The 15,509-nt window shown below is 36.6% G+C and carries 14 protein-coding genes; 13 read left to right on the top strand and 1 reads right to left on the bottom strand.

Translation table 11 applies throughout. The features are described 5' to 3' along the window. Positions 1 to 7 precede the first annotated feature (7 nt). From GGR22_RS05590 to GGR22_RS05540, 11 genes are all read left to right on the top strand, one after another. Positions 8 to 757 (top strand): hypothetical protein, encoded by a 750-nt coding sequence (locus tag GGR22_RS05590; protein ID WP_182492877.1) that lies wholly within the window; start codon positions 8 to 10, stop codon positions 755 to 757. 21 nt (positions 758 to 778) lie between these two features. Continuing rightward, a complete protein-coding gene (locus tag GGR22_RS05585; protein WP_182492876.1) occupies positions 779 to 2,404 on the top strand; it encodes a PAAR-like protein in 1,626 nt (541 codons plus the stop codon). A gap of 3 nt (positions 2,405 to 2,407) precedes the next feature. Beyond that, positions 2,408 to 3,109, top strand: coding sequence for a hypothetical protein (locus GGR22_RS05580; protein WP_182492875.1), 702 nt, complete (start codon positions 2,408 to 2,410; stop codon positions 3,107 to 3,109). A gap of 177 nt (positions 3,110 to 3,286) precedes the next feature. Continuing rightward, positions 3,287 to 5,122, top strand: a complete 1,836-nt coding sequence (locus GGR22_RS05575; protein WP_182492874.1) for a type VI secretion system Vgr family protein — start codon at positions 3,287 to 3,289, stop codon at positions 5,120 to 5,122. A 21-nt stretch (positions 5,123 to 5,143) separates the two neighbouring features. Continuing rightward, positions 5,144 to 6,730 carry a PAAR-like protein gene (locus tag GGR22_RS05570; protein ID WP_182492873.1) on the top strand — a complete coding sequence of 529 codons (1,587 nt, stop codon included), beginning with the start codon at positions 5,144 to 5,146 and terminating at the stop codon, positions 6,728 to 6,730. A gap of 55 nt (positions 6,731 to 6,785) precedes the next feature. Beyond that, complete coding sequence (locus tag GGR22_RS05565) at positions 6,786 to 7,271, top strand: hypothetical protein (RefSeq protein WP_182492872.1); 486 nt, start codon at positions 6,786 to 6,788, stop codon at positions 7,269 to 7,271. 14 nt (positions 7,272 to 7,285) lie between these two features. After that, positions 7,286 to 8,797: a hypothetical protein gene (locus GGR22_RS05560; RefSeq protein ID WP_182492871.1), complete on the top strand. Its 1,512-nt coding sequence runs from the start codon at positions 7,286 to 7,288 to the stop codon at positions 8,795 to 8,797. Then, a complete protein-coding gene (locus tag GGR22_RS05555; protein WP_182492870.1) occupies positions 8,782 to 9,399 on the top strand; it encodes a hypothetical protein in 618 nt (205 codons plus the stop codon). The genes GGR22_RS05560 and GGR22_RS05555 overlap by 16 nt, the downstream gene beginning before the upstream one ends. Positions 9,400 to 9,447: 48 nt before the next feature. After that, positions 9,448 to 10,341, top strand: a complete 894-nt coding sequence (locus GGR22_RS05550; protein WP_182492869.1) for a hypothetical protein — start codon at positions 9,448 to 9,450, stop codon at positions 10,339 to 10,341. Then, positions 10,325 to 11,851 (top strand): hypothetical protein, encoded by a 1,527-nt coding sequence (locus GGR22_RS05545; protein WP_182492868.1) that lies wholly within the window; start codon positions 10,325 to 10,327, stop codon positions 11,849 to 11,851. The genes GGR22_RS05550 and GGR22_RS05545 overlap by 17 nt, the downstream gene beginning before the upstream one ends. Before the next feature lies 1 nt (position 11,852). Continuing rightward, positions 11,853 to 12,509 (top strand): hypothetical protein, encoded by a 657-nt coding sequence (locus tag GGR22_RS05540; RefSeq protein WP_182492867.1) that lies wholly within the window; start codon positions 11,853 to 11,855, stop codon positions 12,507 to 12,509. Positions 12,510 to 12,576: 67 nt separating this feature from the next. On the opposite strand, the gene ahcY is transcribed toward GGR22_RS05540, so the two are convergent. Next, a complete protein-coding gene (gene ahcY, locus GGR22_RS05535) occupies positions 12,577 to 13,893 on the bottom strand; it encodes an adenosylhomocysteinase (protein ID WP_121375348.1) in 1,317 nt (438 codons plus the stop codon). 172 nt (positions 13,894 to 14,065) lie between these two features. Here ahcY and GGR22_RS05530 point away from each other — a divergent pair, with 172 nt between their 5' ends. Both GGR22_RS05530 and GGR22_RS05525 read left to right on the top strand, forming a co-directional pair. Further along, complete coding sequence (locus GGR22_RS05530) at positions 14,066 to 14,707, top strand: 4'-phosphopantetheinyl transferase family protein (RefSeq protein WP_182492866.1); 642 nt, start codon at positions 14,066 to 14,068, stop codon at positions 14,705 to 14,707. Positions 14,708 to 14,785: 78 nt separating this feature from the next. Beyond that, on the top strand, positions 14,786 to 15,505 hold the full coding sequence (locus GGR22_RS05525) for a geranylgeranylglyceryl/heptaprenylglyceryl phosphate synthase (protein ID WP_182492865.1): 720 nt from the start codon (positions 14,786 to 14,788) through the stop codon (positions 15,503 to 15,505). Positions 15,506 to 15,509 lie beyond the last annotated feature (4 nt).

The raw sequence follows: 15,509 nt of genomic DNA, 5'->3' as shown, positions 1-15,509 counted from the left end.
AAAGTCAATGATTTCTATAGTCCACGGATTAAAAGAATACCACCTCCAGCCAAAGGTTGGAGCTCGATATAGTTACCGATTTGAAACCATAGTAGATGATTTTTCGATTGAAAAACGTCCTATACAAAAATCGTATATCAGGGACGTACAGATTATGCCGATTGGAAAAGCAGAATATTTGGATGTTTATCAGATTTTTACAGCTAAAATCTCGATAAAAAGCAATGTAGCCGTAGCCGATGAATATTTGATAAAACAGATTGGATACGCTTTCGACGAAATTGAAGCCGGCGTTGATTATACTGGAAAGATTGTTCGTATTTTTAATAAGGCAGAACTAAGTTCCCGATGGCAAAAGACCAGCCGAGAGCTCGAAAAAGAATACGAAGGAAGCTTTATACAAAGCTATTTTAGTGAGATTGCTATGATTCTGAAAGACGAAGTCAAGCTGATTGAATTTTTGTCAAGCTATAAGATGTTCGGACTTTATTTTCATGGTTTATTTGGGAACTATCTTTTATGGGAAATGCCAATTGTCAGAAAAAAAATAGCTGAAGATTTTAAAAATAGCGAAGTTACAGAGCAGATTCATCCAGAAAAGAAAGATTTTGTAAGATATAAAATAAACGGCAGATCAAATGCCTTATACAAATATGAAGGCGAACTAGTATACAAAGAATATCAATTGCAAGAGGGTTTAATTAAGCTTGAAGACAGTACGCAATCTATCAAATATGCCACGCTTTTTTTAGGTTAAAAAAGCAAAAAACATGCAGCCATGGAAGATGTCAAAGAAAATAATAAGAAAGAAATAGCCGAAAAGCGAGAAGAACGCGAAAAAGAGGACAAAGTCTCCGAAGACCTTAAACTTGTCATCGATATGGCTAAAATTGAATGTAAACTTTGCACGAATCCTCAAGGAATCCTCAAGGTGAACTTCGACACGCCAACAACCCAAGATAAATTGACAGCTACGGTTGTCGAAAAAGATTTCAGAAGCTTGATCTTTACAGGAACCTGTACCAAAAGCCCGAACAGTGCCGCTCCGTGCGCTTCCGTAATGCAGTTGGGAGAATGGAAAGATGTCGGAACGCTCAAAGTGCAGGATCAATTTCCGTTATTAAAGAAAAGCACCATTCCATGCAATTATGGCGGAAGCACGATTGAAATTACAGATAGCGGCCAAAAAAGCGAGCCTGCCCAAGTCCCGCCTGCTGCACCGCTGCCTAAAAAAGACGAACCGTATAAATGCAAGCATTGTGAGGAAGAATTTACATCAGCCTTGATTTTAGATACGATAGGATTAAAAAAACCTACCGCAAAACAGACAGAGATTATAGATTCTATTCTTCCATATTTGAACCAATACCGAAAAGACTTTGGTCTAGATACTTGTTTGAGAAAGGCGCATTTTGTTGCTCAGATTGGTGTTGAGAGCGCTAATTTTAAAACATTTTCAGAATACGAAGACTATTCAAATCCGCCTGGAGTCTTCAGTTCAAAAGGTATTACTATAGACGAAACCATAGTAAAATCATTAAAAGACAATCTGACTTCTATTTTCAAGATTGTGGATGCTAAAGGTGCTGAGGTAGCAAAAACCAACGATCAGCTCAGTACATTATTGCTTAGCGAAAAACCAACGGTTGTAGATATTCAGCTGTATGCAAAATATTCTGGCGAAGCTGATCCAAAAGATAAAAAGAAACGCAATGATAAGTTGCTTAAAACAGTTCTGAAGGCAGATAAAACAGTAGACTATCATATCTATTTGAAACCACATTCTAATTTTGGAGTTCCGCTGATGTCCAGAGCCTATGCTCCTTATCCGGGAGACAAGCGTGGTTTAGGAAACGGAGACGAGCTGACAAGGGATGGTTGGAAATTCAAAGGAAGAGGCCTCAAGCAATTGACCGGTCGCGGCAACTATGTCTCATTTACGAATTATAGAAATAAAAACACATTTACAGGAGATACTTCTGGCGCTATCGATTTTACAGAAGAAAAACCAGGAGTGGCACTACAAGGAAAATATCTGTTGCTTTCAAGCAATGCTATGTATGCTACGCAGTCGGCCCTTTACTTTTGGAACGACGGAACAAAGAAGAATAAAAAATATGCCAAAGATCACGCTCAAGATGACAACATTGATATGGTAATCAACTGTGTCAATCAATATGACGGGGCCAGCGGAAAGAAAAATCGTAAAAGCAATTACGCAAGAGGAAAAGCCAAAGGCGTGTTTGATATCATCAGGCACTTTGATCTAATGCTTCAGAATGGAAACGAGGCCCAAAAAATTGAAGCAAAAGCCTACCTAGAAAAACAAAAAGCAGCAAAAGATCCAGAAGCGACAAAAATTCTGGAAGAATACGAAAAGAAAAACCCACCACAAAAGAAGTAATTGATGAAAAATAAAATGCTTAAAATAGCAACCTTGTTTCTATTGCTCTTATCCGGCAGTCTTAAAAGCCAGACAGTCCAGATTTTAAAAGATTCGGTACTTTTTGAATCGAACTATTATGTTTTGGAAGAGGTGAAATTTAATACAGGGAATCAGCATACTGTTGCTATTTATAGTGAAATTCAAAACGCGTTTGATATATTCAACAAGCCTTCTTTTGAAGCTCCTGAAAAAAGAATTCAGGCAAAAAAAGACACGCTTTTGGAACTCATATCCAATAACGAGCTACGCCAAGCCAACTATGGATTTGAACAGTACAATATTTTTTACGATAAAAATCAGCTGTTGAACCTCTCTGTTCATTTGCAATCCTATGGTTCTCCTTTTGAAGCCACTCGTTATTACTGCTTCGATTTAAATACCGGAAAAAATATAGGCTCGCAACTGTTCATAAACCATACTGCACTTTTGAAATGTATCAAGTCAAGACTTAAAAAGCAAAATGGAAAATTACAGCCAAACCTAAAAGCACTTCAAGATTTTAAGATAACAACCGATTCTAAAAATAAGATCACAGGAATTTCTTTTATGGTAGCAGATTCAGAAAATTATAGAAACAGTGGCTATGAACAATTTGAAGTTGTTTTTACATGGAAAGAAATTCAAAAATACATAGCGCCTTCTTTTAAAAAACGTATAATCTGAACAAAATAGATTTTTAATTGTGATTTTAGTATCGATTTTAAAATCAGAATATTAAAAATTATTTTAACTTAATTTAATGTTAAAGAAAGGCTTTTGAAACAAGAAAAATACTAAATTCACTATAACATATTCAGCATCTTCCCCCGAGATCTATTTTAACTTTTAAATCCTAGTGCCATGCCAATAAGTACGCAGATTAAAATAGAAATTGCGGGAGAAAACCTTACCCGATTTTCAAAACTGGTCATCAACCAAAAGGTACATTCGCACCATCGTTTTTCAATTTTGCAGCCGCTGCCTAAAGAATTTGTCAGCCAAGCAATTGACAAAGCGCAAAAATATGTAGGACAATCAGTCAAGATCAGCATCAATCCTACAAACATGATGACTGATTCTCCATTAGTTTTCAACGGAATTATTACAGAAGCACAAATGGTCCGAACATCGGGGGCTTCGGGCGGCATAATCATCAATGGCTTCAGTCCAACGATTTTAATGGAAGGACCTCCAAATATCCGCTCATTTAACGACCAGACGCTGTCAAGCATTGTCAAAGAAGTCCTGAAAGACTATTCTGGCGATAGCCTAAAGCCTGCTATTGAGGTTCAAAAAGATACTTCCTTGCCTTATACGGTTCAATATGGCGAGAGCGATTTTGCGTTCCTTTGCAGGATTGCGCAGAAAAAAGGACAGTGGTTTTACTATAATGGCGAAGAACTGTTATTCGGAAAGCCAAAATCTAAAAATTTTACATTAGAATACGGCAGAAGCCTCCATTCTTTTAATATCGAAATGAGGGCGAAATCTCTCGGATTCGAATATTTGGGCTATGATCCTTCCAATGGAGAAACCCAGAAAGCCAATTCGATGGAAGTAAATTACCAGCCAGAAGATGCCTATTCAAAGGCTATTTTCGAATCTTCGAAAAAACTTTTCCCAACGAATTCTACGATGCTTTATTCGCACTCTTTAGAAGAAGGAAATTCAAGAACGCATCTTATTGACCGAGTAACTACCCAGCTTCAGTCACGAACTGCCGATATGGTTACGGCCAAAGGCGATTCTGACGAAACAGGCTTGAGAATTGGCGACGTAATTTCCATCAAAGAACCATCGTTTTCATTAACTGGAAATATTTTAGACGGGCTTCAAGAACAAAATTTCGGAAATTATATCATTACTGACATCATGCATGTTTGCGACGAATCAGGTACCTATCACAATACTTTTGATGCTGTGCCAGATACTGTCCTTTCGCCACCTTATGGAAATGTTCACAGCTTTCCTACGGCAGAATCACAGCCTGCTACTGTAATTTCAAATAGCGATCCAGCAGGATTGGGTCGTGTTCAAGTAGCTTTTGCTTGGCAGAAGGATGCAGGAAAAAATACGCCGTGGATCAGGATGGTGAATTCACATTCGGGCGGCGGCAAAGGCTTTTATTTTGTTCCAGAAGTCGGTGAAGAAGTATTAGTGGCGTTTGAAGGAGGAAATGCTGAAAAACCTTTCGTGCTCGGAGCGATGTACAATGGAAGTGCTTCTAGCGGCTATAGTACCTCGGGCAATGATAAAAAAGTAATCCAAACTCGATCCGGTACCAAAGTAATCATGGACGACGCAGCTGGAAGTGTTTTTATCGAAGACCCAAGTGGCAATACTTGGCTCATGGACGGGCAAGGCAATATTAGCGTGAACGCTCCGAACAATATGAAAATAACTGTTGGTAAAAATTTGGACATCAACGTAGGAGAAAATATGGCTACCAAAATAGGAGCTAACGAAGACATTTCTATTGGAAACAATAAGACAGAAACCATCGGAAAAAATTATGTCCAATCTTCTGAAAATAAAAATGTCACGGTTAAAAACGACAAGACCGACAATGTTGGAGAAAGCTATAGACAGATTACAGGAAATTCCGATATCCAGACTTCTAAAGGAGATCTAAAACTGAGGGGAACTACGCTTACCGTAATACAGGGAGGCAAAGATGTGAAAGTAAGTAAAGGATAATCTTGTTTTATATTAGAAGTTATGGCTACCCAACAACATAATGCTAGACTCAACCAAAAAAGAGCGGAACGAGAAAAGAAAGATTCCGAAGACTCTCCATCAGAGAAGAGAGAAGTAGTCATGCATGGCGCCAAGCTAAAGTGCGAATATGCACAACAACTCGGCGAATTAAAAGTTACTTCAAATGAACTGATGTTACAAGACAAGCTTTGGGCAACTCAAGGCGATGGAAACAATATGGTCAACCTTCAGTTTAAAGGAACCTGCGGTCATCCTAAATGGCCTGCCCAGAACATGCAGCCTCCACCTTGCATGAGCGTCATAAAATTGAGCCCTTGGGAAAACTTGGGAACATCAATTGTTCAAGAACAGAAAGTTTTAGTCAAAGAATCTACTATTACTTGCAATCCTGATTTTAATACGGCAGTGGCTAGTCCAATACCCAATGTTGAAAGCATTGCGATTAAGGCCGCTCCACTAATTATAAATGCATATTTCGCAAAATTTAGCCTAACGACGGCTCGAAATGTTACCACTTTAGACTTAACAAAAGTAGAAGAACGCGGATTAAGTTACGGTGTTGCCTTGGTTATTGAAACCGTTGGATTAGAAGGAAAAAAATTAAAAGTAAAAATAAAAAGCGGCGTAAGAAAAGTACTTTCAGATGTGGATGCCGCAATAAGTTTTATTGACTTAAAAGACATTGACGCGGTTACAAATCCTGCGAATTATAAAAATGTAGCCGCAAAAGAGGAATTTGAAGTTGAGGTAGGAAAATTAGCGTCTGATGCTTCATTATCTAATAAAGACAGTTTTAAAGATAAAGCTGTTTTAAAATTAATGCTAAACCAAAAGCCTGATAATTTGTCGTTTGATTTGGCAAAACTCATTGCAAATGATACTAGTAAAGAAGCGTTGGTGTATGTAGAAATCAATTGTTCAGAACCGGATGTAGAATATATGGGAATTGATAATGGTTCAGGCACCAAAAATGCCTTTTTAAAAGAAGAAGGCAAGTATTTCAAAATAAAAAATAAAGAACAAGTTTGGCTGACCACGGCGAGAGGAGAAATGGAAAAAGGAGTAACCGAAGCTACGCATTGTAATACTATTATTAATGATTATCATCAAGTAAATCGAGAGCACAAGCCTTCTGGATGTGCAACGATTACAAATGCATGGTGCGCTTCATTTATAGGCTGGTGTTTGACCCAAAACAATTTTTCGGCTCAATGTGATCCTGGAGCTTATACTTATGGACACATTAATACAAGATATAGAAATAAAAGAGTTGTAAGAGACGGAAAGACAGTCACATTACCAGACCATTTTGATGATCCCGTTTGGGCGAAAAATACAGATGCTAACAAATTAGCATTAGGTTCAATATGTGTCGTAAATAATAGAAAGCACGTCACTTTTGCTGTAGCAAAAAATAAGGAAGGCACGCACTTATTTGGATTAGGTGGAAACCAAGGAGATGCCGTTAAGATCAGTGCTTACAGTGCCAGAGTTTCAAGTGTTTATCCGATCGAATATACAATAAACGAGGAAGATTATGAATTACCAATCTATTATAGAGAACTTACAAGTGAAAGTGTTACTTAGATTCTTCTTTCTTATTGCTTTTTTCCCAAATAAAGTTGAATCACAAGTTGTAAAAGTGGATTCGATTTCAATTTCTAAAGAATGGAAAGATTGCAATGGAATGAATAGGCTAACGGTAAACGTAAATGCCTTATGTAATCCTAACGAGCCTCCTTTTGATGGCCATAAGACAATGATTGATGTAAGTCTAAAAAACAAAAAACATTCATTAAATGTACAATTTGATGATCCCGATTACCAAATGGAAATGATTGCTTTTAGCGAAAAAAATATTTGGTTTTATAACTTAAAAAAAACTCAGGTAGTTTTTATTCCGTTCACCTATTGTAGTAATTCCGATTCAGAAAAAAAGCTTTCGTATATTATTTTATATAACGATAAAAAATATTTGTATCACATTCCTTTTAAATGCACCGAAGACGATGATTGTGTTTTGAACGAAGATTTAAATAAGTCCATGAGCGATTTGAATCCCAAAATAAGGACGGAGCTCATAAAAAAAATCCAATCTCACTATAAAAAAGGAAGTGACTTCAACTAAAAAACCAAATTGCAATGGCACAAAGTGAAGAACAAAATAACGAATCGTATTCAGCAAATCCGAATCAAAAAGTATATGATACGCCACATGTTGTTGATCATTTAGTGGACGTTATTGCTATTTATTTTGCCGAAAAAAAGAAAAAATATAAATGGACGCCAAAGGAAGAAACCTATACGGTAAAGAGTGGCGGAAAAATTGCGGATGTTAAAAAAAAATACACAGATAGCTTTAAGACCGAAAAAAAGACCATCCGAAATTTAGCAACCGATCCCGATCATACGGCCGCCTTAAAACCCAATGATCAAATAAAAGTAACTTGGGAAGAACAAGAGGAAGATGGATTTGAAATGGTGAAAATTCCAAAAGCAACAATCGGTAATAAGATTTATATCGTGGTAAGATGCAATGGAGATAAGGCAAAATTGACTGTCCAAATCAATGAAAACAAATTGGCAAATCCTGAAGCAGTTTATGACGCCCCAGTAAAATTTCTGATTGGAGATCAACAAAAAGACAAAGTTGAATTTTCAATTACAAAAGATAAAAATGAATACGAGCAAGAAATTACGTTACGACCGAAAGCGGATGCAGATTTAAAAAAGCTAGTAGAAAAATTTGAAAAAAGAACCGATAAAAATGCTTTTGTATATTTAAAAGGCGAAGTAACAGAAACCACAGACGAAATAAAATTTCCTGATGAAACACAAGAGTTTTTAAATCAACAACAGCAACAATTTGAAGTTTTGGGTACGCCATGTTATTGCAATAGAGATATTACTGTTGATGAAATGATAGACCTGATTTATCATCTGAGAGACAAGCAGAATTATGTCAGCAAGAGAGATCATTTCTTTAATAGTGGAGGCGAAAAAATAACCGAAATTTCAATTTCTACTGGCAAAATTTCAGACAATCGAGATAAAATCCAATTATTCGTCAACGAAATGAATGCCATGTTTAAAAAGTTTGGCATAAATACATGCAAAAGAAAAATTCACTTTATCGGTCAAATGTATTTAGAAACAATAAGCTTTACCTATACGTATGAAAGTAGATCCAGCGTGCCGAGCAATTATAAAGGAGGAGTAGATTTCCAAGGTAGAGGTATGAAGCAAATAACGCACGATTACAATTATTTGGCCTATTATGATTATATAAACACAACAACCTTTTCTCAAACGTATATGACCACAAGAAGCGGTTATGAAAGCGTTGGCGAATGTGTTGCCAACAGACCGGCTGCCAATACTGCCGGATTAGACACGGCTTTTTATGATGGTTTAAAAACGTTTGCAAAAAAAATATCTCAAGAATTATTTCATGCTTTTAATTCGGCAGGATGGTTTTCAACGGTCTACAAGCCAACCACTCTAGCTGAAATGGATAAAGGACTTGAAAACGAAAATATAACATTAGTTACTGTAGCGATTAATGGTGGCGAAACTAATTTAGCAGAAAGACAGAATTATACGAAATGGACCAAAGAATTTTTTAAATACGATACCGAATGCGTAAGAAGATAACGACTAGCTTATTAATTACTTGTATGATTTTGCTTTCATGCAAAGCCCAGAATCACAGCATGACAGAGAAAAATAGTCTTGCTGCAGATTCAACTTTGGTCTATGTAAACAATAAAGTTATTGGCAAAATTTCTCAGCCGACAGAATACAATTGCAAGGCATGTTATACGATCAGCAACAGTGGAACTATAAAAATTAAAGTTCCAGTTTCAAATAGAGTGATAAATAATCAGTCCCTATTGCAACATGATTTTGCAATTGATAAAATTGTAACGGATAAAAATAATACAGTAATTAAATATTCAAGCACTTCATCTTCCAAAGCGTATGAGATGGTAGTGAATAATAAAGACGGTTATATTGTTAAGTTACTTACTTACAGCTATGGATCGAAAGACATAAAAATTGGAGAAAATGATTATGAATCATTTCAAGCCAATGCTATATGCCAAAGTGAAAAGAAAATTAAAATTAAAGATACAATTACATTAAATGACGGCTATGCTTTTACAAAAGAAGATTGTTTTGATTGTCCGGTAAAATATACAATTGAAGAATGCATAGCCAATAAAAAGAAAGGTGTTAAAATGGATTGGCAGTAATTGATTTTTAAATTCAATTCAATTTAATTCAAAAGCAAAAGTCTTACTATGCGAAATATTACCGATACAATTGAAGGCATAAAAGAGTTAGATATCTGCTTATACCTTGAAGAACATTTGCAGTTTTATGAATTTTCGATGATGGAAATAACAACAGAAAACGGCAGTGTTTTAAAAAGCGAAGTTAATAAAACAATACATTCAACAGTATTAAAAAAAGATTTTGAAACGTATTTGATACAATTAGAAGTCTTTGATATTGAGTATAAAAACAGAACCGTTTCTTTGGCAGAAAAAGATTTTTTAGCACGAATTGCGGAGGTAAATGATGATATAATTTTAGAAACAGACCGACATTTAAATATCAATAAATTAGTAAATCAACATCAGATTCAAAAAAGGCTAGAAGAAAAAATAGAAAGATTAGCCAAAAGCAATGTCGGGCCGAAAGTAGAAGAAATGTTTCAATATCTCAGAGATTTCTATAGTAACGATAGGAGAATTCTTTTAGATATAAAAAATTACAGGCAACATGGCCTGTTTCTGAATCCGTTTTATGATAGCTATACGCCTCTGTCAATTAAAAAAAGAAGCGTGAGATATTTGAATTTTGTTGAAAATGCTGTTGTTAACATCGGAGAAGAAGCTCGGGTAAAAAAAATAAAATTAAAAGAACGAGAACTTGAAGTTATAGTAAAGGGAAAAATGATTACGCCATTTTACAACGACATGATTTTTAAATCAATAAAAAATAAAGGAATTTTATTTGATTCAGCAAAAGATAGGCCCAACCTAGACAAATATGATGGCAGTTTTATTTTTGATATGAATACAGGAACAGTTAAAAAAGCAAGTATTTCGATTGAATTTTCATTCGGAGAGAATTATAAAAAAACAATAAGTTATCAATTAAATGAATTAAACGATGCCGATAACAATTGATGATACAGGACAAACAGTAACGCTCAATCCGCCTTATTCTCCGGTTACGCCAGATGATAGCTTGCAAAAGATAACCCGTGTTTATTTTGCAAAAAAGACCGTTACCCAACAAGGAGCGAATGTGGCATTTACTCGGATAGATTCCCTTCATGCACAGCAGGAAGGCGGACAAAACACGCCATTTGATTCTGTTTTAGGCAAGACCGTTTATCTGGTTATCGAAACGGAAAATATGGCAACCTTATCCATTGACGCTGTCATAAGGCCAAGCGACAACACTTTGACCGGAAATACAGAAACCCTGAATCTGATGTGGTTTAATCCAGAAACTCAGAATTTTGAAGTCAGGAGAAAAATGACTGCTATTGTCGGCAATTTCGATGCCTTAAACAATAAAGGAACAACCGAAAATCCATCGGGAACACACGACCATTATACGAATCTTGCCGACCATGAAAATAAAGCGATTATAAAACTACAGCTTAGGCCATCCTTACGAACTGATTTCAATACTTGGGCAACCAATATAGCGGCTGCGGCAACACACACGGCCAAGTTGGAAGTAGTGGTAGAAAGAACAGATAATGAGCCTTGTGCTTATGGTCCAGATAGCACAGAAGAAGTCAAAGAAGCAGGCGTTTTCCTGAATAGTGATGCACAAGGAAGGTTTAGGGTAGGGAACAGGAATTTTTATGAAATCTATGCTAGGGTTCAATCTGGAACTACCTATACAGACGGAACGTATAATTTCCTCCCTATGAATGGTACAGTCAGAAGGAAAATCAGCAAACTTGAAAATCCAAGTTCTACACAAGTAACCTATTATCATTACGATATTTACGGTAATGAAATATTTATTGCAACATGCAATAAAACCTCTGTCATGGGCAGGAATAATGGACAGCAGCTTGGAGCAGTGCCTCAAGGAGCGCTCCGTACAGAAAATGCTCCTGCCGGTGGAGCGGCACAAACCAATCATATTTTTGCAAATGCTATCGTAACGACTGGAACACACAGAAATGATAGAAATGCTAGAGCTTTTCCAGGCGCCTTGAGAATTGTCCGCTATACGGCTTCCGGAACTAACGTGCCTTTGGTCAGAATGCCGGATACGCTAAATGTTGCCGTAAATGGCCGTGTTATTGCTTATGGATTTTCCAATACGCAAAGGCGATTCTGCAACCCGGACTGTTTTGCAGCATTTGTCGGCGTTTTATCGCAATACGGATTAGCAGGCGTAAACTCAACAGGAATGTGTTTTGGCGATGCGACGAGCTACCCGAGTTTGGCGCACCCGAACGGAGATAGTGTTGACACGAGCTATCTGGCTAATCGACAAAACGAACAGAATTTATTAAATGCCTTTGTAGATTGGAATTTTGCCCAAGTAATAGCCGGAACAACGCAGCAAGCCTGGTTGCGAAATGCACACAGGTATGCTACAGATCACAACGACCATTTGCATTCTGGAGATTTTGACGGCAACTCGATTCATAACATATACCAATAGAATGAAAAAAATAATTCCCATACTCGTTTTTCTAGCCACGCTTTCTTGCAGTAAAAGCATCAGCCAAGTAAGTACTGTTAAAGGAATAAGCGAATCTTCTAAAGTAAGCCTGCCGTATGGCGATAAAGACGTGCTTCATGAATTCCCTGCAGATTGGTCAAAGGATAATTCTCTCCAAGATTCTTTATACAACAAATTGAGCCTGTTTTTATTTCAGGATAGAGATAATCCTGCCAGAAGTACTTTTAAAGTCGATTATCCGGAAGCAAAAACTTTTACAGCTAAAGAATTTGTTCCTTCTGGAGACATGAAGAATAAAAAATCAAAAATAGAATTAAAAAGCGCCAAGGTTTTCGACGGTAAAAACTTTAAGATAGTATCTGTGCTATACGAAGGAAAAATAGACTGCAAGACCTGTGAATATCCCGAAAGTCAAACCCAGAACGTATTGTTGAGCATCAGAGACGGGAAAGTGATAGACAAATTGCCTATATCTTATCTTAACGGAAGCGATTTAGGACAATCATCACGATATTTCTATATTGATTCAGACAAGACTATTCATCTTAAGGACTTTAAGTCGGATGAATCAGGCGTTACTTTTGCCCAATATCTCAAATATAAAATTACTCCTGACGGCAAATTTGCCAAACTCTAATAAAATAAAAAACCTCGCTTTCGGCGAGGTTTTTATCTTAAATCTAAATTCAGAAATCTGAAATAGATTAATATCTGTAATATTCAGGTTTAAACGGGCCTTGAACTTCAACACCAATATAAGCGGCTTGGTCTTCTCTCAAAGTTTCCAATTCAACGCCTAATTTAGCCAAGTGCAAAGCAGCTACTTTTTCATCTAAATGTTTTGGTAGCATGTATACTTCGTTTTTGTATGCTGCGCTGTTTTTCCACAATTCGATTTGAGCCAAAGTTTGGTTTGTGAAAGAGTTGCTCATTACAAAACTTGGGTGGCCAGTAGCACAGCCAAGGTTTACTAAACGACCTTCCGCCAAGATGATAATATCTTTTCCGTTGATAGTATATTTATCAACCTGAGGCTTGATTTCGATTTTTGAAGCACCGTGGTTTTTGTTCAACCAAGCCATATCGATTTCATTGTCGAAATGTCCGATGTTACAAACAACAGTCTTGTCTTTCATTTTTTCGAAGTGGCTTCCCACAACGATATCTTTGTTTCCAGTAGTCGTGATGATAATATCAGCTGTAGCAATAACAGTATCTAATCGTTTCACTTCATATCCGTCCATAGCCGCTTGCAATGCACAGATTGGATCAATCTCAGTAACAGTTACGATAGAACCAGCACCTCTGAAAGAAGCTGCAGTTCCTTTTCCAACATCACCATAACCGCAAACGATTACTCTTTTTCCAGCCAACATCAAGTCAGTTGCACGACGGATTGCGTCAACAGCAGACTCTTTACAGCCATATTTGTTATCAAATTTAGATTTAGTAACAGAATCATTCACGTTGATTGCAGGCATTGGTAGAGTTCCAGCTTTTACTCTCTCATAAAGTCTGTGAACACCTGTAGTTGTTTCTTCAGAAAGACCTTTGATTCCAGCAACTAATTCTGGGTAACGATCAATAACCATGTTTGTCAAATCACCACCATCATCTAAGATCATGTTCAATGGTTTTCTGTCTTCACCAAAGAATAAAGTTTGTTCGATACACCAGTCAAATTCCTCTTCATTCAAACCTTTCCAAGCATATACTTGGATTCCAGCAGCAGCAATAGCAGCAGCAGCCTGATCTTGTGTAGAGAAAATATTGCAAGATGACCAAGTCACTTCAGCTCCAAGAGCAATCAACGTCTCAATCAAAACTGCAGTCTGGATCGTCATGTGAAGACAACCTGCAATTCTAGCACCTTTTAACGGCTGCTCATCTTTATATTCTCTGCGAAGTGCCATCAAACCTGGCATTTCAGCTTCCGCCAATTCAATTTCTTTTCTTCCCCAAGCCGCAAGAGAAATATCTTTCACTTTATAAGCTACAAAAGGTAATGTCGTTGTACTCATCTATTTGTATATATTTGTATTATCAAAATTTTTGCAAATTTACGGAATTACTTTTTATTAAAATAATCCAAAAAATTATTTAAGGTTTGTTTAATAATGGTAATTGTTTGAATAAGAAGCAAATCCTTTTTTTGATACTCAATATTAGCGAAATCGGTCATCTAAAAAAAGAATGCTCTACAAAATCACCCAATATAATCCGACTACTAAAATCCTGATCTGGAAAATCACGGAAAGTTTTGATGAGCTTTTTTCACAGGTAATTTTAAAAGAAAAAACGTTGGACAGGCTTCAATCGATGAAATCGGAAGTACACCAAAGAGCTTTTTTGAGCGTCAGGAAATTGCTTCAAGAATCTGGACATAATGATTTGCAGCTTCACTATGATCAGTTTGGGAAGCCCCACCTTGAAAACGAGACCCATATTTCGATAACACATTCTTTTGATTTTTCTGCCATAATTTTGAGTGATGAAAACGTGGGAATCGATATCGAACTCCGACGTGAAAAAATAATATTGATTGCCAATAAGTTTGTCGATAATAGCGAATTTGGCTTTTTAGATAAAAAAAAGGAAGAAGATTACGTTTCAAGATTAACCGTAATCTGGGGCGTAAAAGAAGCAATTTTTAAAATCAGGAATGAAAAAGGAATCAGTTTCAAGGATCATATTTTTGTCGCACCATTCGAGATGAAAGATCAGAAAACAAAAGCGCTTCTGACTTTTGGAAACCTAAACATAGAATTTGATATCTGTTTTGAAGAAATTGAAAACTATACGCTTGTCTATGCCTTCCAAAAAGGGAATCGATGAGAATCTATATCTTAAAATCGTTCAAGTTTATTTCTTTAATGTAGCTTTGTGAAAATCTTCGAATTTCCCTAAACAAAAATGCAGAATATCTACAACGAAATACTCCAGTCGAAAATTCAGGGCAAAAAGCTTCTGGCAATTCTTCTCGATCCCGATAAAGTTGCTTTAGATTCACTAGAGAATATCATCCCGAAAATAAACCAATCTCCAGCTACGCATATTTTCATTGGCGGAAGCCTTGTGCTTACAAATACGATTGATGCAATTATTCGCGAACTAAAAGAAAAGACAAAACTTCCGATAGTGCTGTTTCCAGGAAACCCGTCTCAGATTTCGATAGAAGCCCACGGTATCTTGTTTTTGACTTTATTATCAGGACGGAATCCAGATTTTTTGATCGAACATCAGGTCAAAGCAGCGCCAATTTTAAAAAAATCCAATCTCGAAATTATTTCTACAGGCTATATTTTGATAGAAAGTGGCAATCAGACTGCCGTGGCTTCGGTCAGCAAAACAATACCCTTGCCAAGGCATAATACAGAGATTGCCGTAGCAACATCGCTGGCAGGAGAATTTCTAGGAAACAAGCTGATTTATTTGGAAGCGGGGAGTGGTGCAGAACTGCCTGTTCCTTTGGATACGATTTCTTTAGTCTCAAAAAATATAAAAATTCCTTTGATTGTCGGCGGCGGCATTAAAAACATACAGGGCATTAAGGATGCTTACACAGCTGGTGCTGATTTGGTGGTAATAGGAACAGCTTTTGAAAATGATCCTGATTTTTTTACAAATTCCTAATCTC

The sequence above is a fragment of the Flavobacterium gossypii genome, assembly GCF_014138495.1.
GTDB lineage: Bacteria > Bacteroidota > Bacteroidia > Flavobacteriales > Flavobacteriaceae > Flavobacterium > Flavobacterium endophyticum.
This window is presented reverse-complemented; position numbering and strand designations above follow the sequence as displayed.

Coding starts and splice junctions, on each gene's coding strand:
- GGR22_RS05570 (WP_182492873.1), top strand. CDS start 5,144: ATGGCTACCCAACAACATAATGCTAGACTCAACCAAAAAAGAGCGGAA.
- GGR22_RS05545 (WP_182492868.1), top strand. CDS start 10,325: ATGCCGATAACAATTGATGATACAGGACAAACAGTAACGCTCAATCCG.
- GGR22_RS05575 (WP_182492874.1), top strand. CDS start 3,287: ATGCCAATAAGTACGCAGATTAAAATAGAAATTGCGGGAGAAAACCTT.
- GGR22_RS05585 (WP_182492876.1), top strand. CDS start 779: ATGGAAGATGTCAAAGAAAATAATAAGAAAGAAATAGCCGAAAAGCGA.
- GGR22_RS05590 (WP_182492877.1), top strand. CDS start 8: ATGATTTCTATAGTCCACGGATTAAAAGAATACCACCTCCAGCCAAAG.
- GGR22_RS05580 (WP_182492875.1), top strand. CDS start 2,408: ATGAAAAATAAAATGCTTAAAATAGCAACCTTGTTTCTATTGCTCTTA.
- GGR22_RS05560 (WP_182492871.1), top strand. CDS start 7,286: ATGGCACAAAGTGAAGAACAAAATAACGAATCGTATTCAGCAAATCCG.
- GGR22_RS05555 (WP_182492870.1), top strand. CDS start 8,782: ATGCGTAAGAAGATAACGACTAGCTTATTAATTACTTGTATGATTTTG.
- GGR22_RS05550 (WP_182492869.1), top strand. CDS start 9,448: ATGCGAAATATTACCGATACAATTGAAGGCATAAAAGAGTTAGATATC.
- ahcY (WP_121375348.1), bottom strand. CDS start 13,893: ATGAGTACAACGACATTACCTTTTGTAGCTTATAAAGTGAAAGATATT.
- GGR22_RS05525 (WP_182492865.1), top strand. CDS start 14,786: ATGCAGAATATCTACAACGAAATACTCCAGTCGAAAATTCAGGGCAAA.
- GGR22_RS05540 (WP_182492867.1), top strand. CDS start 11,853: ATGAAAAAAATAATTCCCATACTCGTTTTTCTAGCCACGCTTTCTTGC.
- GGR22_RS05530 (WP_182492866.1), top strand. CDS start 14,066: ATGCTCTACAAAATCACCCAATATAATCCGACTACTAAAATCCTGATC.